Below are 19,122 nucleotides of genomic sequence, written 5' to 3' on the forward strand. Positions count from 1 at the left end.
CCTATCGGCGGTATCAATTTATTCATACTACTTTGTTTTTATTACGAATTCTGGTGTGGTACCCGGGACGGGACTTGAACCCGTACAGCCATAAAGCCGAGGGATTTTAAATCCCTTGTGTCTACCGATTCCACCACCCGGGCGTCGGGGAATAACATATTGGAGGCGCGTCCCGGAGTCGAACCGAGGTGGGCGGATTTGCAATCCGCTGCATGGCCACTCTGCCAACGCGCCTTTGCTGCCTCTTAAAAAGGCTTCGTTGTACATCTGGAGCGGGAAACGAGGCTCGAACTCGCGACCCCAACCTTGGCAAGGTTGTGCTCTACCACTGAGCTATTCCCGCATCGATGAAAGCTACTTGTTTTAACTTACTAATTTTTACTGTTATCGTCTGGCAATCGGTCGTTGCTTTCGATGCGTTGCATTCTACTGACCTGACGTAGCGAGTCAATAGAATTATCGCGCCCAGGCGCCTGTTTGTTGATTTTTACGGCGCTTCGATCAGTGTTCGAACAAATCATGACGGGCGGCGTTCAAATACTGAAACATCGACCAGAATGTCAGTACCGCGGCAACATAAAGCGCGGCGATGCCGATACCGGTGACGATCTGCTCGGGGCGCCAGAGCAATGCAACCAGCGCCAGCATCTGGGCGGTGGTTTTCACCTTGCCGATCCAGGAAACGGCGACGCTGCTGCGTTTGCCAATCTCAGCCATCCACTCGCGCAGCGCCGAAATAATGATCTCACGAGCGATCATCGTCGCCGCGGGCAGCGTTATCCACCAGGAATGAAAATGTTCCGCCACCAAGACCAAGGCGATGGCCACCATGACTTTATCCGCCACCGGATCCAGGAACGCGCCGAAACGCGTCGTTTGCTTCCAGCGACGTGCCAGGAAGCCATCAAACCAGTCAGTGACCGCCGCCAGGATAAAGATCAACGCGCAGGCCAGGGGCGCCCAGTAGAAAGGCAGGTAAAAAGCCAGGACGAAAAAAGGTATCATTACGACACGCAACAATGTAAGCCAAGTCGGTATATTCAATTGCATAATGCCACGTTAACTATCTGGCTGGACGGAGATAACGAGTATGTTGCTACATCGCCGTTAGTGTTTCAATGCATTAAAAATTTTTTCTGCCAATGCGTTCGAAATACCGGGCACCTGAGCAATTTCCTCAAGACTTGCGTTCCGTAAAGGCTGCAAACCGCCCATGTATTTTAACAGGGTTTGTCGACGTTTAGGGCCCACACCCTCAATTAATTCCAACGCGCTGGTATTTTTGACCTTTGCGCGTTTGTTGCGGTGCCCGGTAATCGCATGGTTATGCGAATCATCCCTGATATGCTGGATGACGTGCAGGGCTGGCGAATCAGGCGGCAGCGATATGCCTTCGCCGTGGGCTTTGAAAAACAGCGTTTCCAACCCGGCCTTACGGTCGGTGCCTTTGGCCACCCCCAACAAAATAACACGTGATTTATCCCAGGGCACATCCAGCTGGGCAAACACATCAATCGCCATCCCCAATTGTCCCTTGCCGCCGTCGATAATCACCACATCGGGAATCTTGCTTTCCTCCAGCGCCTTGCCATAGCGGCGGCGCAATACCTGGGTCATGGCCGCGTAATCGTCCCCAGGGGTAATGCCCTCTATATTGAAGCGGCGGTACTCGGCCCGCACGGGTCCATTGGCGTCGAATACGACGCAGGAAGCAATGGTTTGTTCCCCCATGGTATGACTGATGTCAAAACATTCCATCCGCTTGATGGCATCCAGGCCCAGCAATTCCGCCAACGCCGCCAGACGCTGATGAATCGTGGACTGCTGCGCTAACTTTGTCACCAGCGCCGTTGCGGCATTGGTACGCGCCAATTTCAGATAACGCGCGCGATCGCCGCGGGGGTGGGACTGGATGTGGACTTTACGACCGGCCAGTTCACTTAACGATTCCGATAACAAATCTTTTTCCGGCAGGGAAAAATCAAGCAGAATTTCCCCGGGCAATGTCCGCATCTGGCTGCCTTGCAGGTAGAACTGACCGACAAACGTCTGCACCACTTCGGAAAGGTCGGTTCCTATCGGCACTTTAGGAAAATAACTGCGGCTGCCCAAGACCTTGCCCTGCCGGATGAATAACACGTGCACGCACGCCATTCCGGCATCGAACGCCACGCCGATAACGTCCAGGTCCTCATGATCCCCCGTAACAAACTGTTTTTCGGTGACCCGTCTTACCGCCTGTATCTGATCGCGCGCCCGGGCGGCCTCTTCAAAATTCAACGCCCGGCTCGCCAGCTCCATGCGCTCGACCAGCTGATTCAGGACCTGCTGATCCTTGCCGGATAAAAACAAGCGGACATAATCAACCTGATGTTGGTACTCCTCATCGCTCACCAGTCCTTTAACGCACGGCCCCAGACAGCGCCCGATCTGGTATTGCAGGCAGGGGCGGGAACGGTTGCGGTAAACGCTGTCCTCGCATTGCCGGATGGGAAACAGTTTTTGCAACAGCGCAAGCGTTTCCCGCACGGCGTAGCCGTTGGGAAAAGGACCGAAATACTCGCCCTTGGCATGCTTGGCGCCGCGGTGAAAGCTCAGGCGCGGATGCGTATCGCTGCTAAGGAAAATCAACGGGTAGGATTTATCATCCCTGAGCAAGACGTTATAACGCGGTTGGAACAACTTGATATAATTATGTTCCAGTAACAGCGCCTCGGTCTCGGTATGGGTGATGGTGACGTCGATTTGGGCGATGAGCTTGACCAAGGCTTCGGTTTTGCGACTGGAAACCTGCAGACGGAAGTAACTCGCCAGACGTTTTTTCAGGTCCTTTGCCTTGCCGACATAAATGACAGTGTCCGTAGCGTCGTACATTCTGTAGACGCCGGGCTGACTGGTGACGGTTTTAAGAAATTCTTTAGGATTGAAGCTGTCAGTCACTGCTTAATAAACTCTCCGCATTAAACAACCCGTGCCGAATGGCCAGATGTGTTAACTCAACGTCTCCACCGATGTTAAGTTTACTAAACATTCTATAACGATAGCTATTAACCGTTTTAGGACTCAGGTTGAGTTGTTCTGAAATTTCATTCACTTTTTGCCCCTTCGTGATCATCAGCATGATCTGCAGCTCGCGTTGGGACAAACATTCAAACGGGGTCTCAGTCTGTGGCTCGAGCTGGCTCAAGGCCATTTGCTGTGCGATATCAGAAGCGATATAGCGTTTGCCTGCATTGACGGAGCGGATGGCACAAATCACTTCCTGAGGCGCCGCCGCTTTGCTTAGATAACCTGCGGCTCCCGCCTGCATTACTTTAGCAGGTAATGGATTCTCAGTGTGAATGGTGAGCATGATAACTTTAATATCAGGTGAGAAGCGTATGATCTTACGGGTAGCCTCCAGACCGCCAATACCCGGCATGTTCATATCCATCAGCACGACATTTACACAGTTGCTGCGACACCATTTTACCGCATCTTCACCGCACTGCGCCTCGCCAACCACTTTAAAACCTTTGATATCATCAAGAATACGGCGTATCCCTGCACGCACCAATTCGTGGTCATCAACAAGAAAAACGCTTATCAAAGATAAAATCTCCAAAAAAAGGGAGTGATGTAAAGCGAATCAAATATTTATGACTTAATATTACTGCTTTTTAAGTAAATAATGAATATAGATATCCGCTTATACTATAAAAATTCAGCAGTGCCACCTGTTGATACTCATTTTAGACAGATCGGTTAAGCTACGGCAAGAGAATTTAACAACATTCGCTTGACTGTTTCACAATCCTTTGATGGCGCTACCCTCGCCCTCCGTATTGATATTCAGTCCACAGTTTATATCGCTTAAAAGTTGACCGTCGCGCAAAATAGTGAAAAGACATTAAAAACAATGAATTAAAAAAAATAATTATAAAATTACATATCAATAAATCATACTTTTTGAAAAGATATTCATTAAAATATTAATTAGTTATTACTTTCGAACTTACATTTTACGCTATCGAGCGCATATTGCCGCTTGCGGATGAATGCCTCGCCGGCCCATGCCGCTTTGCCCGCGGTAAATTATATCCCTGGCGGGAGCAAATTTTTTAACCTCTTCACTGAAGATACTCCGGTGTTTCGTTAAATATCCAAAACAAATCTGTTATAATTGGCACTGAAATGGTGTTGATACGGCCTTGCCACTGCAACCGGATCGACCGAGACCACATTAAATTCCAGGAGACCCAATGGGCAATGTTGAATTTTCCACCGACAATGATAACGCCGTTCTGGCGCAGGAGCTCAATTGCATGAAGGCCATGGTGACATTGATACTCAAAGCCATGGGACAAGCCGACGCGGGCAAAGTCATTATCAAGATGGAAAAATATATCACCGAGCTGGAAGACCCGGCGCAGGCGGATGTCTTCAGCAATACGATAAAACAGATCAAGTACGCCTATAAGCAGTAGTCGTTCAGGCGCATACCCTGGCAGGGTGCCTCTTAACCGATGCCAGGGTAAGCGCCATAGGCCACAGCGGACCTGAAGTAAACCATGCTAAAATGCCAATCCTGACTTCAAGTACGTTAGTGATTCCATGAATTTATTACTGAAAGCCTTGTTGGGCGCCGCAATTGTCGTATTAATCGGGGTGCTGTCAAAAACGCGCAACTATTATCTTGCCGGACTGCTTCCCCTCTTTCCCACCTTTGCGCTTATCGCGCATTATATTGTCGGCGGCGAGCGCGGCATCGATGCGCTGCGCACCACCATCCTGTTCGGCATTTGGGCGGTGATCCCCTACCTGATCTATCTTATCTCCCTGTATTTTCTTATCGGTTCCTGGCGGCTGCCCTATGCCTTATTTGGTGCGGTCTTATGCTGGACGGCCGCCGCCTGGCTGGTGATCATCGTTTGGCAACGCTATTATGCCGCGGGTTGACCGCCTTACCGCTATCAATCTTATTTTCGTATTGATTTCATGGCGAAATCCATACTGGATTTAATTAAAAGCAGGCTATAATCAAAAAAAATGGCAGGAGTAAACGATGAAAAAGGCATTGTTTTTAGCGATGATTGCGCTGGCGGGATCGATTCTTACTGGCTGCGTTGAACCCCGGGCCTCTTCCGATCCGGTGCCACAAGGCAGCCCGCAAAATGTCGGAAATTGTACTTGCAGCAGCCTGGTAACCTGTTCTTGCGGTTCGAGTACCAAACCCTGATATGAATCTGCGATAACGCGAACGCCAGGGCTTGGATGATAGTGAGCCGAACCTTGGCCTTCAAAGTGAGCGTAGCCAGACTACTTGCGATTCGTTCATATTTTCCAGCGCCCACAATTCGTGATGCTCTTTGCGCGCCTGGTTGGGCGTCAGGCCATAAGCGGAGAAAAACAGACGGTTAAACGCGGCCGGTTCAAACTGCCAGTAATAGGCGATTTCGGCCACCTTCCACTGTCGATATTGCGGTTTAAGTAACATTCGCGTTGCGGCGACGATTCTCTTTTTGCGGATATGGGCGACAATGCCGCCAAAAGGTTCAAACAACCGGTAAAGCGAGGAGCGCGACAAACCGAATTTTTGACAGATCAATTCCGCGCCGAGCGCCGGCAAACGGAGATGCTCTTGAATAAAGTCGCAAATCCGCGTGATGATATGTATTTTCGTGTCCATCATGATGGGCTGAATGATTGCGTGAGTAGAGCGTATGGCTGAAATAACAAAGTCGATCACAGGCCTTGCAACCTGGTTTACCTCACTGTCGCTGAAATTAGCACTGTGGCTCATCAAGGCGGCAATATTAGTGGCGATAAGGCGGCTCAGGAAATCTTTTTGGGGAATTATTTTTCCGTGTAGTTGACAGCAATCATCAATTTCCGAGAGCAGCGCGCGCGGGATAGCCACGTAAAGGACATCGACATAATTCGACTTGCGCCCTTCTTTCATCTGCATTTTAATCGGCTGCAATACGTCGAGTAAAATAATATCCCCAGGGGAAAGCTCAATATCAACATACCCCGCTTTGCCTTCAATACCCCCCTCTACCACGACCATCAAAATAAAATGGTCATTTAAATTATCATATTTGTGCGGTAAATTAATGAGACTTTGGCCAGTAGACCTCAGTCGCCCGCAAATAAACACATCAAAATGATGAGCCTCGACACTCCAGGTAAGCTGTTCAGCCTGGCTATGCGAAAAATTGGATTCAAGCAAGGCGGCGTTAACACCCGAGCGCCAACGATCGACTTTAGATGTAATGCCTTCTGTCGCAAGGGATTTATCGAGGATAATACGACTGCTGTGGTTAGTCATCTGAATGCTTATGTCGAGTAAAAGACCCTGCGCCGGAAAATAAACTACGACGCAACCATACTATATGTCTAATATCATAAACAGGCATGACATGATGCGAAATCAACCATAAAATAATAAAAAGTATAATTATTATACACTATAATCTTTAGCTTTTTATTTTGCAAGAGATCTTTTTTAGGATGGGCCAGCGTGAACGCCTGACAGTAACGACCGGTATCGCATCACTATTCATAACATAAGCCTGTAATTGCCTGGGGTTTGCTTCCCACCGCCACGAGAACCAAGGAGCCACAGCATAAAACACATCGTCGGCATTGCTAAGAAATCCCGTCAATAACAAAAAAATTGATCTACATCCATAATAACGGCCGCTGAAGGGCGCAGTATTCGTAGGCCAACCCATTTAGAGTGGCAAATGTCGTTATCTATGGTTAAGGAATAAGCATGTCCAAGAAACCTGTTGAAAATTCAAGCAAAAAAAACAATGCGTCCACTGCTGAGCTAAAGAACGGCAAGAACGAAAACCGGTCTGCCGGCAACGAAGCAGGCAACGCGCAACCCGCACAAACCAAGCAGGGTCATGACAGAGAACAAAACAAAAAATCCCACGAAAATAAACATAAATAATTCATTTTTTGTAGGTATGTGTTAAACGTTATACCGGATGCCGCTTATTTCCGCCATCCGGTTTTATGTCCAGCTAGTGGCCCATTGGCCGCAATTTGATATTTTTCCTCGTTGCCAGTTTTCTGATGCTATCCAGCACATTCCTGATCCTGCGCTGCGCTGCGCCAACCCTGCGTGCGCTTGACAGTATTTTCCCTAAGTGAAAATGTCATTAAACCTAGTACTTATTATAAATAATAATTTTCCATTTAGATAATTACTTAAAATTATATTAAAGTTAACGCTTTGATATTATTGAATTAAAACATAATGCCAAATACTTGCCAATAAAAATAATTCATATTGCTATGTAAATTCAACGGAGTAACGTTATTAGCGGTATTGATCAAAACTTAAATTTTCTACAAGGAATCAATACCATATAAAAATGGTAAGATTATTCGCAAACAAAATGTAAATTTGCGCTTTTCCGCCAGCTCTTCTAACCTTTATTTACTGGTGATAAGGATTACTTATACCACCAACTCATCATCTGGGTTTGGCGCTATTTTTATTGCCATTCTTCAGATGAATCTTATTAATCGTTTTTAATAAATTTAGGTGAGTATTATGGCAGAACATCGTGGTAGTAACGGTAACTTCTCTGATGATAAACAAAAAGCGTCGGAAGCGGGTAAAAAAGGCGGCCAGAAGAGCGGCAGCGGCGGCGGTGGCTTCAAAAATAATCCTGAAAAGGCATCTGAAGCTGGTAAAAAAGGCGGTTCCAGCAGCCATAAATAATGGCCGCTCATCTCTGCCCACCGCGGGTTATGGCAATCTCCTGCCCAAGATTCTTATAACCCGGATTTATTCTCTATTTTAATAAATGTTTAAGGACTTATCCATGCCTGTAAAATTAAAATAGAGCAATCACCGATGCCCTTTCACTTTGCGAAAGGGCATTAAACTTTGCAACTCCCACGCCTTTAACAGCCTGGCACCCACGAAAACTTTACCTTCAGATCATGTATAGCGCCGGATTCAACGCCTTTGTGATATGGCCATACTTACCTATTCACGACGCTTGCTGAAACTCGCGGTCAGCTGAAGCAGGCATCAGGTAAACATTGACTTTTGATTAGATTTTAATCAGCATGCAGTCATTCATTCACACGACGACAACCTGGGAAATTGACAAAAACCTTCTCCCACAAACCCATAATGGGTTTAAAAAAGTTGGCCTGATAGCGATATCGACACTTCCAGGATATTCGCATACATTATGTTATGCCTGCTTAAATAATAAGCCAAACAAATAATGTGCGGTATTTTTATTGGCGGATACAGGATTGACGTGAGGCGATATTGGGGTTTTGGTGAGTCTAAAATTGTAATACAGATCACAACAGGGAGGGGGTTGTTGGTGGGTCGTGCAGGGTTCGAACCTGCGACCAATTGATTAAGAGTCAACTGCTCTACCAACTGAGCTAACGACCCAACGCCGTGCATTATTCTCTAGTTGAGCCCTCCTGTCAAACGCTTCGTGGTGTTTTATAACAAAAATGCGCAAACACGCGTTTGGCAGCTTATATTTGGTGGAATTATGGCCACACTTAACCACTTGTTAACAAAGGCGATTACTTATTAGCCATGTTGATGACAGATCATTTTGCGGTTTTTTTTGCCATGGTACGAAATAGCGACGGACAAATCTGGAAACGCCTGCGGAATAAGGCGGAAAAATGTGCATGGCTGCTAAAACCACACTCCAGAGCAATATCCGCCACGCGCAGCGTGGTGCTGAGAAGCAGCTCACCGCTTTTCTTGAGCCGTTTTTCCATTAACCACTGTTTGATCGGCATCCCGTATTGTTGATAAAAGACAACGTTCAATTTTGGGGGGGAAATGCCCAGCTCCCTGGCATATCTGGCCACGGCCCACTGTTTCAGGTAATTTTGTTCAAAAAAGTCCAGTAACGTATTATTCATATTGACGCCGACAAATTGACGCAACAGGTGCGAAAAATAACATTTGTCAATGCCAAGGCAATAGAGGTACAAAAAGCAGCTCGGTAAACTGTTTGCCATACGCATGAGTTTTTCTGTACTTTCGATAATCAAACTATCAATAGGGAATGACCGATACAAGATTTTATTTGCATACCTAGAATCTGTTAGAGAATTTTCCTCGAAAATAATGTCCTGACGTAAGTGTAATAAGTCTGCCGGGTAACAGCGGATAAAGACTGCATCGTCATTATCTTGTTTACCGGTGATAATTCTCTGGTCCGCCACGACAATATAATTTTTTTTAATAATATGGCATTCCCCTTCAACACGTAACGAACCGTTTTTTTTGAAAAGAATAAAATGCATAACGTCCATTAAATTTTTAAGTCCTCACTATCTCGCAGCGTGCTATTTTTGACGTCTATATCTACCTGACCAGAGTTCAACCTAAGCATAATAAAGCCGTTATTGGTCGGTGAGTTCTGACCTGTTACGCGATGACTGGCCATTACGCTGGCGCACACCGGTTAGCTGGCCTGGCGCCCCATCGTTTTTTGCTGACGGCATAGGGGGTGATGTGCAAAGCGCAGGTAAACATAAACGACGGGATCTGCCCGCCGGCAGAAGATGCGGGCATAGATGTCCCTGCACACGGCGCCGGCGCCAGGCAATAGGCGCCGGTCAGCGCCCCGGGTTGGCGGAAAGGGCCGGTCCGGTGCCGGGCGTTGGCACCAGAGAAAAATTCAGGACATGATGACAGTTACCTTTCAGGGTACATAAGGCCTTATGATGGGCAAAGGACAGGTTCGTGCCAGGCCATATGCGACCCCATTGACAGGTTTTGTACGTCACGACGCGCTCTTGTCGCAAGTGCGGGCGCTTTTATTCAACTATTTTTTTTAAACTCAACAAAATTTGATTAAAGTCATTAAATTTATGCCCACTCGATGATTTTATAAGGTCAGTGGTTTGTTGGTTATGTCAGTGATGCGCTTCACGCAAATGCTGCATTATCTAAAATTCATCATTGAGATCGGGAGTTTTTCCATGTCCATTATTCGCACGCGGCTGAAACTATTTGGTGGCGACACGGTTGTTGTCCATTGTTCCCAGAAATGCAATATTCATTTGCTCTGTGAAAATCAGCAGCCTACCGAGCCATCCGCCCTGGGATTCAGCGATATCCCCGGGGTCAGCAACCGGGCGACAGCCTATCTGGGCGTGCCATACAGCGGGTTATGGAGTGTAGTGATTGATGCGAAAAGCGAAAGCCCGGAGCATTCCGTCAGTTATCTGCCGGCATAATACGCGCGACCGGCTCGCCTGTGAAAAACCGTGGGGTCGAACCTGAATTGGCCTGCTTCCCAATAATAACCAGCACCCGCTGCTCGCAAAAAAATTTTGACGCATAAAAAAACCGCCGGGTTTCCCCGGCGACAGGTGGTCATGTCCATTGCGGTTTAAGACTGGCGCCCGCTATTACTGCTGCGGCCGCCTTTTTCACCGGCTCTGGACGCACGCTGCGGGTCATTTTTGAAATTTCCCCCGCTGTGCTGACCTCCTTTCCTGCCTGCTTCTGATGCTCTTTCACGATCTTCCGCAAAGTTACCTGAACCGCCACGATGTTCGGTCATTGTTAACCTCCGAGTTAAGTTAAGAGAATCATAGGGCATAATGAAGATAATCATCTTGAAGCATTATCTTCATTAAGACGCTGGTTCACAAAATCAAACAGCGTATTACCAACGCCTTGATAAACAGTATAGCTAATCCTGCAGCCGACAGGCAAAATATTAATAATATGAAACAAAACACCGATGAAAAAACTTTATTATTTCAACGGGCTAATGTAATGCATTGAACCTAAATAAATTTTGTCGAAAGGCATTACTATTGCCCCTGGGAATCAGAAATATTTATTATCATTTATCGGCTTTATGAATACCCTTTTCATCGTAAGGCCAGCCACCGCAAAACCAATCCATTATAATTCATTTGCATAGTGTGGCTAAACTATTATGGTTAAAGACAATCAGGCGGATTCATCAGGCAGGATCAGGCGATACCCTATCATCCCACCGATCAAGGCATCAGCAGGCTGATGCCCTATCTTCTCACCGATAAGGAAGCACTTATATGGCTAAGATTCTGGTACTTTATTATTCTATGTACGGTCACATCGCCACCATGGCCCAGGCGGTTGCCGAAGGTGCGCGCAAGGTAAGCGGCGCCGAGGTCACCGTAAAACGGGTGCCTGAAACCATGCCGCCGGACCTGTTTGCGCAGGCGGGAGGAAAATCCAGCCCGGATGTCCCTGAAGCCAGGCCGCAGGAGCTGGCCGATTATGACGCCATCATTTTTGGCACTCCTACCCGCTTTGGCAATATGAGCGGACAAATGCGTACTTTTCTCGACCAAACCGGCGCTTTATGGGCCGCCGGAGCGCTTTACGGCAAGATAGGCAGCGTATTTACCTCCACCGGCACCGGCGGCGGACAAGAACATACCATTACCTCTACCTGGACGACGCTTGCCCATCACGGCTTTATTCTGGTGCCTATCGGCTACGGCGCTAAACAGCTGTTTGATATCTCGCAGGTGCGGGGAGGGACGCCCTATGGCGCGTCGACGCTTGCGGGAGGAGACGGATCGCGCCAGCCTTCGGCCCCGGAATTGGATATTGCCCGTTACCAGGGCGAATATGTCGCCGGTATTACGTTAAAAATGAAAAGCTGATCCCTGACCCGCCTTGTTGCGCCAGCCGCGAGCGCCGTTCCCCAATACGGCGCCGCTTGTCAGGCCATGCGGGCAGGAAGGCGGTCTGCCCGTAATTGCACTATAGTTCAGGTTGTATCATTACTAGGTATATGCCTCGCACCCACCCACCTTATAAAACGCATTAAGGAGAAACCATGGCGGATAACATACAAGCATGGGCTGAGATTCGGGAAACGTCCCTTGAAATTGCCGAAGCTATCTTCCAGGTCGCTGATAACGATGAGGCCCTGGCGCAGAAAATCTGGGAAGATGGCAGTGATGAAGCGCTGGAAATCGCTTTCGCCAAAACCTCGAAAGACACGCTTTTTTGGGGTGAGGAAAGGGTTGAACGAAAAAACGTTTAGAGGTCTATAACCCTCGCAAACATCTGCCCGGTGACAGGAGCAAACAGACGATGCCACACCGGGCACTGCCATGCCGGCGCGATAGAGTGCAGATGGCCTTGGCATCATTAGCCTTCATAACGAAAACGCTGGCCCGGTGTTAGTCGCCGGTAAACAGAGTAATTAATTTAGTAAAAGGCCATTGAAAGAAAATCAAAAAAAGTGACATTAAATATTAAAACCTTATTTTATTTTTACCTCGAGCCGTGGGCTCTCTGTTATTAAAATAAATTAACCGCGAAAGGTTTTTATAACATTTCAACCCTATCCCCATGCTAACTATAGGGTTTATATCGTTTTCCCGTTGCATCATCTAATGTAACTTATAATAGACGCCCGCTTAAAAACTTAATATCCCTCGCAAAATGGATATTTTTATAGCGATCATTATCCAAGCTGCCAAGAAGCTGTTATGCTAGCCCTCTTTGGGACGGCTATGCCGGTAATGAATGGTTAGTTTCTATATTACATAGATCCAAGATGCATGTTTACCAGACGCTGATGATTAACGCCCGGAAGAAGGTAAACGGGCTGCGTATTTTATTCCGATTCGCCGCGCGGGTATTTTGATGCTGATAATATCCCGGCAATCATAACCAATTCATTTTCTGAGATTATCATCTCTTTTTAACGGATAAATGCAATTTTATGGGTAAAGTTGATTTTTTAATGAGGCTGAGGCGCTGCAATACGGTTGAAACGCTGGAAAAAGTCGTCGAACATATGAAGGATAGACTGCCGGAAGCGGAACTGGTCGAATTCTACGGTGCGGCGGATCACCGCCTTGCGGAGCTGACGATGGGAAAACTGTATGACAAGGTCCCCCCAACCGTATGGCAATACGTGAGATAGGCGTCAGAACACCCGCTTAACAGTGCCGTTTTAATACGTCAGGTGCTATAGGGTTCATTGTAGCGGTGCCAACGACGCCGCCATCCCGATATCAGTGGCGCCCTGAGAGTCACCTCTCGCTGAGCTGCCCACGATCATACATGACAATTTACGCAACTGGCTTTGCTGCCAAGCACCAGTTGGCCCTGGTGGTTTTGCAAACGGGTAACCTAACCAGCAACGACATTAACTCACTTTCTGCTGGCGGTCGCTGTCGTAACGCTTGCGCAAAAACTCATAGCCCAGCTCTGTTATACCGCCTGCCACCAGCACCTTGGAAAAGGTTAATCGCTCCGTAAAATCGGCAATGCCAAACTGGCAATGTTCCACCAATCCTTCACTGTCCGCATAACTGATAGCTTTGGCTATCGACTGAAAGGCGTCCATTGCTTCCTGAGTACCGGCTTCGGGGAGAAACAATTTTTTACCCGCGCAGATTTCTTCCAGTGCATTTTCGAGGATTAACCCTAGTGTCTTCATAATTATCAACCTACTAATGAAAAACTACAGCTGAGCGGCCTATTCGCAAGACCCAATAATTATCTCAATCTTAAAAATAGTATATTCGTCAGGGCCAGGAATGCTCGCTCAAAAAAACAATTTATAATATCTCTCTAAAAATAGTACTTTAAATAGTGAAAAATATTTTTTCCCTGAAGAAAACCCTTGTTTTATCGGCTTCTGGCGGCAACACAAGCTGGCTGATGGGCGAGGGCCCCCATAGCGCTATATATAAAAAAATATAACGCCAGACACAAAGTGAATGTCGGTTGGTTCTGAAAACCGCGCGCTGTCAACGACGTTTTGCCACGGCCGTGATGCGTTCGATATTGCTGCCGAGCAGATCAAGATCGGATTTGTAGGCAATATCCGTTCGTTGCCGCATCTCGTCAAGGGCTGTTTCCACCGTGGTGATAACATCCTTTTTTTGAGCCGGCGCCAGGGCTGAAATCAGCGCGGCGACTAATATTTCCAGCGATTCAACCGTGGCGTGCAGTTCTTTTTCCGCCGCTTCTTTTTGGGCAAGCGTGATCAGCAATTGGGACAATAAGCTGTTCATTAGGGTTCCTTTAATGAAATCGGGTGCGAGCGCGCTTTAATAACGTTTAAAGCGGCTCGCATTTTTTAGCATATTAATTGATTAGATTAATTTATATCAAGCAAATATTGATAGTGGACAGCATAGCGTCCAGGACACGCGTGATGTGGATAACCGGTAAAAAAAAACGGCACCCGTTGATACCCGGGTGACCGTTTCGTTGTGGCTGCCTAGGTCAACTCAGGCTAGCTGGCCAGCAGCAATGCCTGTTTTTCCTGGGCGGGTTTTGCGGAAGTCGCCAGGGACGTCAGCAGATTCTTGACCACAGTAGCCGAAGGGGAAAGGGGCAAGCGCGACGACATGTTCAAGGTGAGGGGTAAAGGCAAACCAGGGCTGACGATCCGCGACATCCAGGCGTTCGCCGAACGCACTACGGCCGAGGCGGTGGATTCTGGCAGTACCGCCGCGCCCATGCCGCTGGCCACCGCTGCGGTCAATGTGGCGATGGAATCTATTTCACCGATGATTTTCGCACTCAGGCGCCTTAAGGAGAAAGCCTCATCCACGCGTTTGCGGATAGCCGAAAAATCACATGGCAGGAACAATTGCCGGCTGGCGACATCGTGCAATTCGATACTTTTGCCAGGATTGTCCTGGGTGCCCACCAAATACAGATCTTCCTTTAGCAACGGCAGGCTATTAATGCCTGAATAAATGGCCGGGTCATAATGAACAGCTAAATCCAGATGCCCGCTACTCACCTTTTCATTCAGCACCGTAGAGCTATTTTCATGCAGATAGACCGTTAACTGCGGATATTGGTCTCTGACGGATTGCAACAAAGGCATGATAAGCGGACAAGATGACGTACCCGGCGCCAGGCCGATGGAAACTTGCCCATTCAAGGTTTGGTCAACGTTGCAGACGGCTTTTTGCGCAAGCTCGCATTGTTGTAAAATAGCCCGGGCATGCGAATAAAGAATTTTGCCGGCTTCGGTGGGCGTTACCCCCCGTTTGGTCCTCACCAGCAATTTCTGGTCGAGTTCACTTTCCAGCGTGGCAACTTGTTGACTTAGCGCGGGTTGTGCAATATGCAGGACTTCCGCCGCCTGTGTCAGGCTACCGATATCGACGATTTTCACAAAGTATTTTAGTCGTCTTAAATTCATTTCTGCCTCCGTCGCAGCTTTGCCATAACTAACGAAGAGAATTAATGCAAGAAGCAGACCAAAAAATATCGTTTTACTTAAATTTAACCATTAAGCAAAGTTTACAGTTAAATAAGAATAAGTTATGGCGAACACTGTCTTCTTTTAGCGCGCTTCTCCGGACGGGACGGCAGGGTTGCAGCCCGTTTGCATCGTGCCTGTGCACCATAAAGACGCATGGCATCCCCCTTGATTACCATAACAACGCCTAGCGCCGGACAAGGACGCATGGTAAGTCCGGAAAATAAGTATTGCGCCGCAGGAGGCCGGACTGCCTGGTATTGTATTGGGATAGTGTTTGGGATGGGGCGGAAAATACAGGGAAAGATGGCGGAGGAGTAGAGATTCGAACTCTAGAACGCTTGCGCGTCGCCGGTTTTCAAGACCGGTGCCTTCAACCACTCGGCCACTCCTCCGCAACGAGGCGAACTATAAACAGAGTCGTTTCTGTTGTAAAGCGCGTTTTGATCCAATCGCTTGAAATTTCATCCATAATGATGCGGGAGAGTATTTTATAGTCTTTTGACGCATCGCCGGGCGGTAAGCCGCCGCCGCCCGCGTCCGCAGCGTAAAGAAGGGTAAAACGATTTTGCCGGGCGCCGGCAACCTATTAATCTGACAATCGAATACCTGTCAATACACCCTAAGAGGCTATCCCATGGATCGTTTGGTCGCGACAAACTCGCGTGAGCATTCGCTATTAAGCACACACAAAGTGCTGCGTAATACTTATTTCCTGCTGTCGTTGACGTTGGGCTTTTCGGCATTGACGGCCACCGCCAGCACATTGCTGCAATTACCCGCGCCGGGCCTTATCCTGATGATGGTCGGGTTTTATGGCCTGATGTTCCTGACCTACCGCTTGGCTAACAGCCCGGCGGGAATCGTGGCGGCTTTCGCGTTTACCGGTTTCCTGGGTTATGCGCTGGGTCCCTTGCTGAGCATGCTTCTTAGCTCGGGCGCCGGCGACGTGATCATGGTGGCGCTGGGCGGCACCGCGCTGGTCTTTTTTGCCTGTTCCGCTTATGTCCTGACCACCCGCAAGGATATGTCGTTCCTGTCGGGCATGATGATGGCGGGATTCGTGGTGCTATTGGTGGCGGTAATCGCCAATCTGTTCCTGCAAATTCCGGCGTTGTCCCTGGCGATAAGCGTGCTGTTTATCCTGTTTTCGTCGGGTGCCATTTTATGGGAAACCAGCAATATCATCCACGGCGGCGAAACCAACTATATCCGTGCGACGGTGGGCCTGTATGTCTCGCTGTACAATATTTTCGTCAGCTTGCTGAGCATTCTTGGCGTTATGCGCAATAATTGACCGCTGGCACGGCCCCTTCCCGATACCCCGCTTCGGCGGGGTTTTGTTTTTCAACAGAACAAAATTTGTTATTATGGATGCGCAATCGTTTATTGATAACGGGAAGATGTGATGCAGTTTAATGGCGTGGAAATAGCGACCGATACGCAGGGTTATTTGAAAAACAGCGCGGATTGGCATGAGGCGCTGGCGAGGGAGATTGCCTTGCGGGAACACATCGAGATGACGGAAGCCCATTGGCAGGTGATTCATTTCGTGCGCGACTTCTACTTGCAATATAATACCTCCCCCGCCATCCGGATGCTGGTCAAAGCCATGGGGCAGAAATACGGCGAAGAGAAAGGCAATAGCCGCTACCTGTACCGGTTATTTCCGCAGGGGCCGGCCAAGCAGGCAACCAAAATCGCCGGATTGCCTAAACCGGTCAACTGCATCTGAATCAATGACGGATTTGGAATCCGTTAAAATCGACGGCGTTTTTCGGCTCGGTCAGGATACGCTCGATCTGCGCGCCGCGCGGCCCTCCCTGTTTTAACCACGCCAGCAGTTTTTCCACCTGCGCCGGTTCACCGCAGACCATGACTTCGACGCCGCCGTCGTCCTGATTGCGGGCATAACCCGAGAGACCCAGTTGTCTTGCCTGATGCTGGGTTGAGTAGCGAAACCCTACGCCCTGCACTACACCATAGACGTAAACGGCGGTACATACCTTGTCCATCATTTCCCCCTCGCGTCGGCTAATGTTTGCAATTGACTGCGCTTATTCGCAAAATGGCGCTCCATTTCTCAGGTTTAGTATACCTTATGATGACAAAACGTCTTTTCCTGGCCAAAGGCCGTGAAAAATCACTGCTCCGCCGCCACCCCTGGATTTTCTCCGGCGCCGTCCACCGCCTGGAAGGCAAACCCCAGTCTGGCGAAACCATCGATATCTGTGATGATAAGGGCAACTGGCTGGCCCGGGCGGCGTACTCGCCATCCTCGCAAATCCGCGCCCGCGTCTGGACGTTTGTCGCCGACGAAGAAATCGATGTCGAGTTTTTTGTCCGCCGCCTGAATGTTGCCCAGGATTTTCGCACCAGGCTGGCCGCCAGGGATGGGCTGGATGCTTATCGGCTGATAGCCGGCGAATCCGACGGCCTGCCGGGCATTACTATCGATCGCTACGGCCGTTTTTTTGTCTTGCAGCTGCTGTCGGCCGGCGCGGAGTATCACCGGCCGACGCTGACGCTGGCGCTGCAACGTTGTTACCCCGATTGCGCTATTTACGATCGTTCCGATGTCTCGGTACGGAAAAAAGAGGGCCTCGAATTAGCCAGCGGGGTGATTGTCGGCGAGACACCGCCGGAACTGTTGGCCATTCGCGAGCATGATATGGCGATCCTGGTGGATATCACGCAGGGACATAAAACCGGTTTTTATCTTGATCAGCGTGATAGCCGTCTGGCCGCACGTAAATATGCCGCCGGCCGGCGGGTATTGAATTGTTTTTCCTATACCGGGGCCTTTTCGGTGTCGGTACTGCTGGGGGACTGCCTGCAGGTCACCAGCGTCGATACGTCCCAACACGTGCTGGATATCGCTAAAAGCAATATTGAACTCAACCATCTTGACGTGGATAAAGCCGAATTTGTCCGTGAAGATGTGTTTCAGTTGCTGCGTAAATATCGCGAGGAGGGACGGCAATTCGATATGATCATCATGGACCCGCCCAAATTCGTTGAAAATAAAAACCAGCTGGCCAGCGCCTGTCGCGGTTATAAAGATATTAATATGCTGGCTATGCAATTACTGGCGCCGGAAGGCATTTTATTAACCTTTTCCTGTTCCGGCCTGATGACCACCGATCTGTTCCAGAAAATCATCGCCGACGCCGCGCTGGATGCCCACCGGGATATGCAGTTTATCGAGCAGTTTCGCCAGGCGGCCGACCATCCGGTCATGGCGCCCTACCCTGAAGGACTCTATTTGAAAGGATTTGCCTGTCGCGTCATTTGATGGCGTTAGCGCGTCCCCCCTTGAAATCGCCCACTTATCCCCCATATTTAAGATAAGGCGGTATTTAGGCACTTACCATGACGCCATACCGGGCGCATTTCGCGGCATTGTTGAGAACGCTACACTATGCCGCGCAGGTACTACATCGCGGGGGATTGATATGATAGCCAGCAAATTTGGAATCGGACAACAGGTTCGTCATAAGTTATTGGGATATTTAGGCGTTGTCATTGATGTCGATCCTGAATACTCATTGGAAAAACCTTCTCTGGATGAAATTGCGGCTGACGATAAGCTGCGTTCCGCGCCCTGGTACCATGTGGTTATGGAGGACGAGGAAGGAAAGCCGGTCCATACCTACCTGGCTGAAATCCAGTTGGGGTACGAGGCGACGCCGGTACATCCCGAACAGCCCACCCTGGACGATCTGGCGGAATCTATCCGCCAACAGCTCCAGGCGCCCCGGCTGAGAAACTGACCCAGCGGCTTGCGGCGGGCCGCCCCGCCCGCCGTTGCCGCAGTCAGCCGCTTACAGGCGGTGCTGCGCTGCAAGCAGCCGCACATTCCATGGCGCTGAAA

At 48.9% G+C, this 19,122-nt stretch carries 22 protein-coding genes and 5 tRNA genes; 12 read left to right on the forward strand and 15 right to left on the reverse strand.

Annotated elements, in window-relative coordinates:
• Positions 1-56: 56 nt before the first annotated feature.
• From ACL2XM_RS13625 to uvrY, 6 genes are all read right to left on the reverse strand, one after another.
• Positions 57-143, reverse strand: a tRNA-Leu gene (locus ACL2XM_RS13625).
• A gap of 17 nt (positions 144-160) precedes the next feature.
• A tRNA-Cys gene (locus tag ACL2XM_RS13630) sits at positions 161-234 on the reverse strand.
• A 34-nt stretch (positions 235-268) separates the two neighbouring features.
• Positions 269-343: transfer RNA gene (locus tag ACL2XM_RS13635), tRNA-Gly, on the reverse strand.
• 158 nt (positions 344-501) lie between these two features.
• Entirely contained in the window at positions 502-1,050 is a 549-nt protein-coding gene (pgsA, locus tag ACL2XM_RS13640; RefSeq protein ID WP_410015849.1) for a CDP-diacylglycerol--glycerol-3-phosphate 3-phosphatidyltransferase, read from the reverse strand.
• Between the two features lie 57 nt (positions 1,051-1,107).
• Complete coding sequence (gene uvrC / locus ACL2XM_RS13645; protein WP_410015850.1) at positions 1,108-2,940, reverse strand: excinuclease ABC subunit UvrC; 1,833 nt, start codon at positions 2,938-2,940, stop codon at positions 1,108-1,110.
• Positions 2,933-3,589, reverse strand: a complete 657-nt coding sequence (uvrY, locus tag ACL2XM_RS13650) for a UvrY/SirA/GacA family response regulator transcription factor (protein ID WP_410015851.1) — start codon at positions 3,587-3,589, stop codon at positions 2,933-2,935. The genes uvrC and uvrY overlap by 8 nt, the downstream gene beginning before the upstream one ends.
• 652 nt (positions 3,590-4,241) lie before the next feature.
• On the opposite strand from uvrY, the gene ACL2XM_RS13655 reads away from it, so the two are divergent.
• Together ACL2XM_RS13655 and ACL2XM_RS13660 are read left to right on the forward strand one after the other, a co-directional pair.
• A complete protein-coding gene (locus ACL2XM_RS13655; protein ID WP_410015852.1) occupies positions 4,242-4,466 on the forward strand; it encodes a DUF2594 family protein in 225 nt (74 codons plus the stop codon).
• Positions 4,467-4,593: 127 nt separating this feature from the next.
• Positions 4,594-4,938, forward strand: a complete 345-nt coding sequence (locus ACL2XM_RS13660) for a GlpM family protein (RefSeq protein WP_413733163.1) — start codon at positions 4,594-4,596, stop codon at positions 4,936-4,938.
• A gap of 340 nt (positions 4,939-5,278) precedes the next feature.
• On the opposite strand, the gene ACL2XM_RS13665 is transcribed toward ACL2XM_RS13660, so the two are convergent.
• Positions 5,279-6,310, reverse strand: a complete 1,032-nt coding sequence (locus tag ACL2XM_RS13665) for a helix-turn-helix domain-containing protein (RefSeq protein WP_410015854.1) — start codon at positions 6,308-6,310, stop codon at positions 5,279-5,281.
• A 447-nt stretch (positions 6,311-6,757) separates the two neighbouring features.
• Here ACL2XM_RS13665 and ACL2XM_RS13670 point away from each other — a divergent pair, with 447 nt between their 5' ends.
• Complete coding sequence (locus ACL2XM_RS13670; protein ID WP_410015855.1) at positions 6,758-6,940, forward strand: hypothetical protein; 183 nt, start codon at positions 6,758-6,760, stop codon at positions 6,938-6,940.
• A 609-nt stretch (positions 6,941-7,549) separates the two neighbouring features.
• On the forward strand, positions 7,550-7,720 hold the full coding sequence (locus tag ACL2XM_RS13675; protein ID WP_410015856.1) for a KGG domain-containing protein: 171 nt from the start codon (positions 7,550-7,552) through the stop codon (positions 7,718-7,720).
• A 620-nt stretch (positions 7,721-8,340) separates the two neighbouring features.
• Here ACL2XM_RS13675 and ACL2XM_RS13680 read toward each other — a convergent pair.
• A tRNA-Lys gene (locus ACL2XM_RS13680) sits at positions 8,341-8,416 on the reverse strand.
• Positions 8,417-8,583: 167 nt separating this feature from the next.
• Positions 8,584-9,303: a helix-turn-helix domain-containing protein gene (locus ACL2XM_RS13685; protein ID WP_413730707.1), complete on the reverse strand. Its 720-nt coding sequence runs from the start codon at positions 9,301-9,303 to the stop codon at positions 8,584-8,586.
• 672 nt (positions 9,304-9,975) lie between these two features.
• Between ACL2XM_RS13685 and ACL2XM_RS13690 the strand changes: the two genes are divergently transcribed.
• On the forward strand, positions 9,976-10,233 hold the full coding sequence (locus ACL2XM_RS13690) for a DUF1883 domain-containing protein (RefSeq protein ID WP_410016585.1): 258 nt from the start codon (positions 9,976-9,978) through the stop codon (positions 10,231-10,233).
• Positions 10,234-10,388: 155 nt separating this feature from the next.
• Here the strand turns inward: ACL2XM_RS13690 and ACL2XM_RS13695 are convergent, their stop codons facing one another.
• Positions 10,389-10,562 (reverse strand): general stress protein, encoded by a 174-nt coding sequence (locus ACL2XM_RS13695; RefSeq protein WP_410015858.1) that lies wholly within the window; start codon positions 10,560-10,562, stop codon positions 10,389-10,391.
• A 502-nt stretch (positions 10,563-11,064) separates the two neighbouring features.
• Between ACL2XM_RS13695 and wrbA the strand changes: the two genes are divergently transcribed.
• From wrbA to ACL2XM_RS13710, 3 genes are all read left to right on the forward strand, one after another.
• Positions 11,065-11,664: an NAD(P)H:quinone oxidoreductase gene (gene wrbA, locus ACL2XM_RS13700; RefSeq protein ID WP_410015859.1), complete on the forward strand. Its 600-nt coding sequence runs from the start codon at positions 11,065-11,067 to the stop codon at positions 11,662-11,664.
• 176 nt (positions 11,665-11,840) lie between these two features.
• On the forward strand, positions 11,841-12,050 hold the full coding sequence (locus ACL2XM_RS13705; protein ID WP_410015860.1) for a YccJ family protein: 210 nt from the start codon (positions 11,841-11,843) through the stop codon (positions 12,048-12,050).
• Between the two features lie 687 nt (positions 12,051-12,737).
• Positions 12,738-12,941 carry an HHA domain-containing protein gene (locus ACL2XM_RS13710; RefSeq protein ID WP_410015861.1) on the forward strand — a complete coding sequence of 68 codons (204 nt, stop codon included), beginning with the start codon at positions 12,738-12,740 and terminating at the stop codon, positions 12,939-12,941.
• A 225-nt stretch (positions 12,942-13,166) separates the two neighbouring features.
• Here the strand turns inward: ACL2XM_RS13710 and ACL2XM_RS13715 are convergent, their stop codons facing one another.
• From ACL2XM_RS13715 to ACL2XM_RS13730, 4 genes are all read right to left on the reverse strand, one after another.
• Positions 13,167-13,460, reverse strand: coding sequence for a hypothetical protein (locus ACL2XM_RS13715; RefSeq protein WP_410015862.1), 294 nt, complete (start codon positions 13,458-13,460; stop codon positions 13,167-13,169).
• A gap of 313 nt (positions 13,461-13,773) precedes the next feature.
• A complete protein-coding gene (locus ACL2XM_RS13720) occupies positions 13,774-14,040 on the reverse strand; it encodes a sigma-S stabilization anti-adapter protein IraP (protein ID WP_410015863.1) in 267 nt (88 codons plus the stop codon).
• A gap of 224 nt (positions 14,041-14,264) precedes the next feature.
• Entirely contained in the window at positions 14,265-15,188 is a 924-nt protein-coding gene (gene nac / locus ACL2XM_RS13725; RefSeq protein ID WP_410015864.1) for a nitrogen assimilation transcriptional regulator NAC, read from the reverse strand.
• Positions 15,189-15,555: 367 nt separating this feature from the next.
• Positions 15,556-15,643 (reverse strand) — tRNA-Ser (locus ACL2XM_RS13730).
• A 242-nt stretch (positions 15,644-15,885) separates the two neighbouring features.
• On the opposite strand from ACL2XM_RS13730, the gene yccA reads away from it, so the two are divergent.
• Positions 15,886-16,545: an FtsH protease modulator YccA gene (yccA, locus tag ACL2XM_RS13735; protein ID WP_410015865.1), complete on the forward strand. Its 660-nt coding sequence runs from the start codon at positions 15,886-15,888 to the stop codon at positions 16,543-16,545.
• Positions 16,546-16,656: 111 nt separating this feature from the next.
• On the forward strand, positions 16,657-16,983 hold the full coding sequence (locus tag ACL2XM_RS13740) for a TusE/DsrC/DsvC family sulfur relay protein (RefSeq protein ID WP_410015866.1): 327 nt from the start codon (positions 16,657-16,659) through the stop codon (positions 16,981-16,983).
• 1 nt (position 16,984) lies between these two features.
• On the opposite strand, the gene yccX is transcribed toward ACL2XM_RS13740, so the two are convergent.
• On the reverse strand, positions 16,985-17,263 hold the full coding sequence (yccX, locus tag ACL2XM_RS13745; protein ID WP_410016586.1) for an acylphosphatase: 279 nt from the start codon (positions 17,261-17,263) through the stop codon (positions 16,985-16,987).
• Between the two features lie 89 nt (positions 17,264-17,352).
• Here yccX and rlmI point away from each other — a divergent pair, with 89 nt between their 5' ends.
• Entirely contained in the window at positions 17,353-18,543 is a 1,191-nt protein-coding gene (gene rlmI, locus ACL2XM_RS13750; RefSeq protein ID WP_413723417.1) for a 23S rRNA (cytosine(1962)-C(5))-methyltransferase RlmI, read from the forward strand.
• A 160-nt stretch (positions 18,544-18,703) separates the two neighbouring features.
• On the forward strand, positions 18,704-19,021 hold the full coding sequence (gene hspQ, locus ACL2XM_RS13755) for a heat shock protein HspQ (RefSeq protein ID WP_162364646.1): 318 nt from the start codon (positions 18,704-18,706) through the stop codon (positions 19,019-19,021).
• Positions 19,022-19,122 lie beyond the last annotated feature (101 nt).

Origin of the sequence: Sodalis sp. RH20, assembly GCF_047324205.1 — a bacterium.
In the GTDB taxonomy this organism is placed as follows: domain Bacteria; phylum Pseudomonadota; class Gammaproteobacteria; order Enterobacterales; family Enterobacteriaceae; genus Acerihabitans.

Coding starts and splice junctions, on each gene's coding strand:
- pgsA (WP_410015849.1), bottom strand. CDS start 1,050: ATGCAATTGAATATACCGACTTGGCTTACATTGTTGCGTGTCGTAATG.
- ACL2XM_RS13655 (WP_410015852.1), top strand. CDS start 4,242: ATGGGCAATGTTGAATTTTCCACCGACAATGATAACGCCGTTCTGGCG.
- ACL2XM_RS13660 (WP_413733163.1), top strand. CDS start 4,594: ATGAATTTATTACTGAAAGCCTTGTTGGGCGCCGCAATTGTCGTATTA.
- ACL2XM_RS13665 (WP_410015854.1), bottom strand. CDS start 6,310: ATGACTAACCACAGCAGTCGTATTATCCTCGATAAATCCCTTGCGACA.
- ACL2XM_RS13670 (WP_410015855.1), top strand. CDS start 6,758: ATGTCCAAGAAACCTGTTGAAAATTCAAGCAAAAAAAACAATGCGTCC.
- ACL2XM_RS13675 (WP_410015856.1), top strand. CDS start 7,550: ATGGCAGAACATCGTGGTAGTAACGGTAACTTCTCTGATGATAAACAA.
- ACL2XM_RS13685 (WP_413730707.1), bottom strand. CDS start 9,303: ATGGACGTTATGCATTTTATTCTTTTCAAAAAAAACGGTTCGTTACGT.
- ACL2XM_RS13690 (WP_410016585.1), top strand. CDS start 9,976: ATGTCCATTATTCGCACGCGGCTGAAACTATTTGGTGGCGACACGGTT.
- ACL2XM_RS13695 (WP_410015858.1), bottom strand. CDS start 10,562: ATGACCGAACATCGTGGCGGTTCAGGTAACTTTGCGGAAGATCGTGAA.
- wrbA (WP_410015859.1), top strand. CDS start 11,065: ATGGCTAAGATTCTGGTACTTTATTATTCTATGTACGGTCACATCGCC.
- ACL2XM_RS13705 (WP_410015860.1), top strand. CDS start 11,841: ATGGCGGATAACATACAAGCATGGGCTGAGATTCGGGAAACGTCCCTT.
- ACL2XM_RS13710 (WP_410015861.1), top strand. CDS start 12,738: ATGGGTAAAGTTGATTTTTTAATGAGGCTGAGGCGCTGCAATACGGTT.
- ACL2XM_RS13715 (WP_410015862.1), bottom strand. CDS start 13,460: ATGAAGACACTAGGGTTAATCCTCGAAAATGCACTGGAAGAAATCTGC.
- ACL2XM_RS13720 (WP_410015863.1), bottom strand. CDS start 14,040: ATGAACAGCTTATTGTCCCAATTGCTGATCACGCTTGCCCAAAAAGAA.
- nac (WP_410015864.1), bottom strand. CDS start 15,188: ATGAATTTAAGACGACTAAAATACTTTGTGAAAATCGTCGATATCGGT.
- yccA (WP_410015865.1), top strand. CDS start 15,886: ATGGATCGTTTGGTCGCGACAAACTCGCGTGAGCATTCGCTATTAAGC.
- ACL2XM_RS13740 (WP_410015866.1), top strand. CDS start 16,657: ATGCAGTTTAATGGCGTGGAAATAGCGACCGATACGCAGGGTTATTTG.
- yccX (WP_410016586.1), bottom strand. CDS start 17,263: ATGGACAAGGTATGTACCGCCGTTTACGTCTATGGTGTAGTGCAGGGC.
- rlmI (WP_413723417.1), top strand. CDS start 17,353: ATGACAAAACGTCTTTTCCTGGCCAAAGGCCGTGAAAAATCACTGCTC.
- hspQ (WP_162364646.1), top strand. CDS start 18,704: ATGATAGCCAGCAAATTTGGAATCGGACAACAGGTTCGTCATAAGTTA.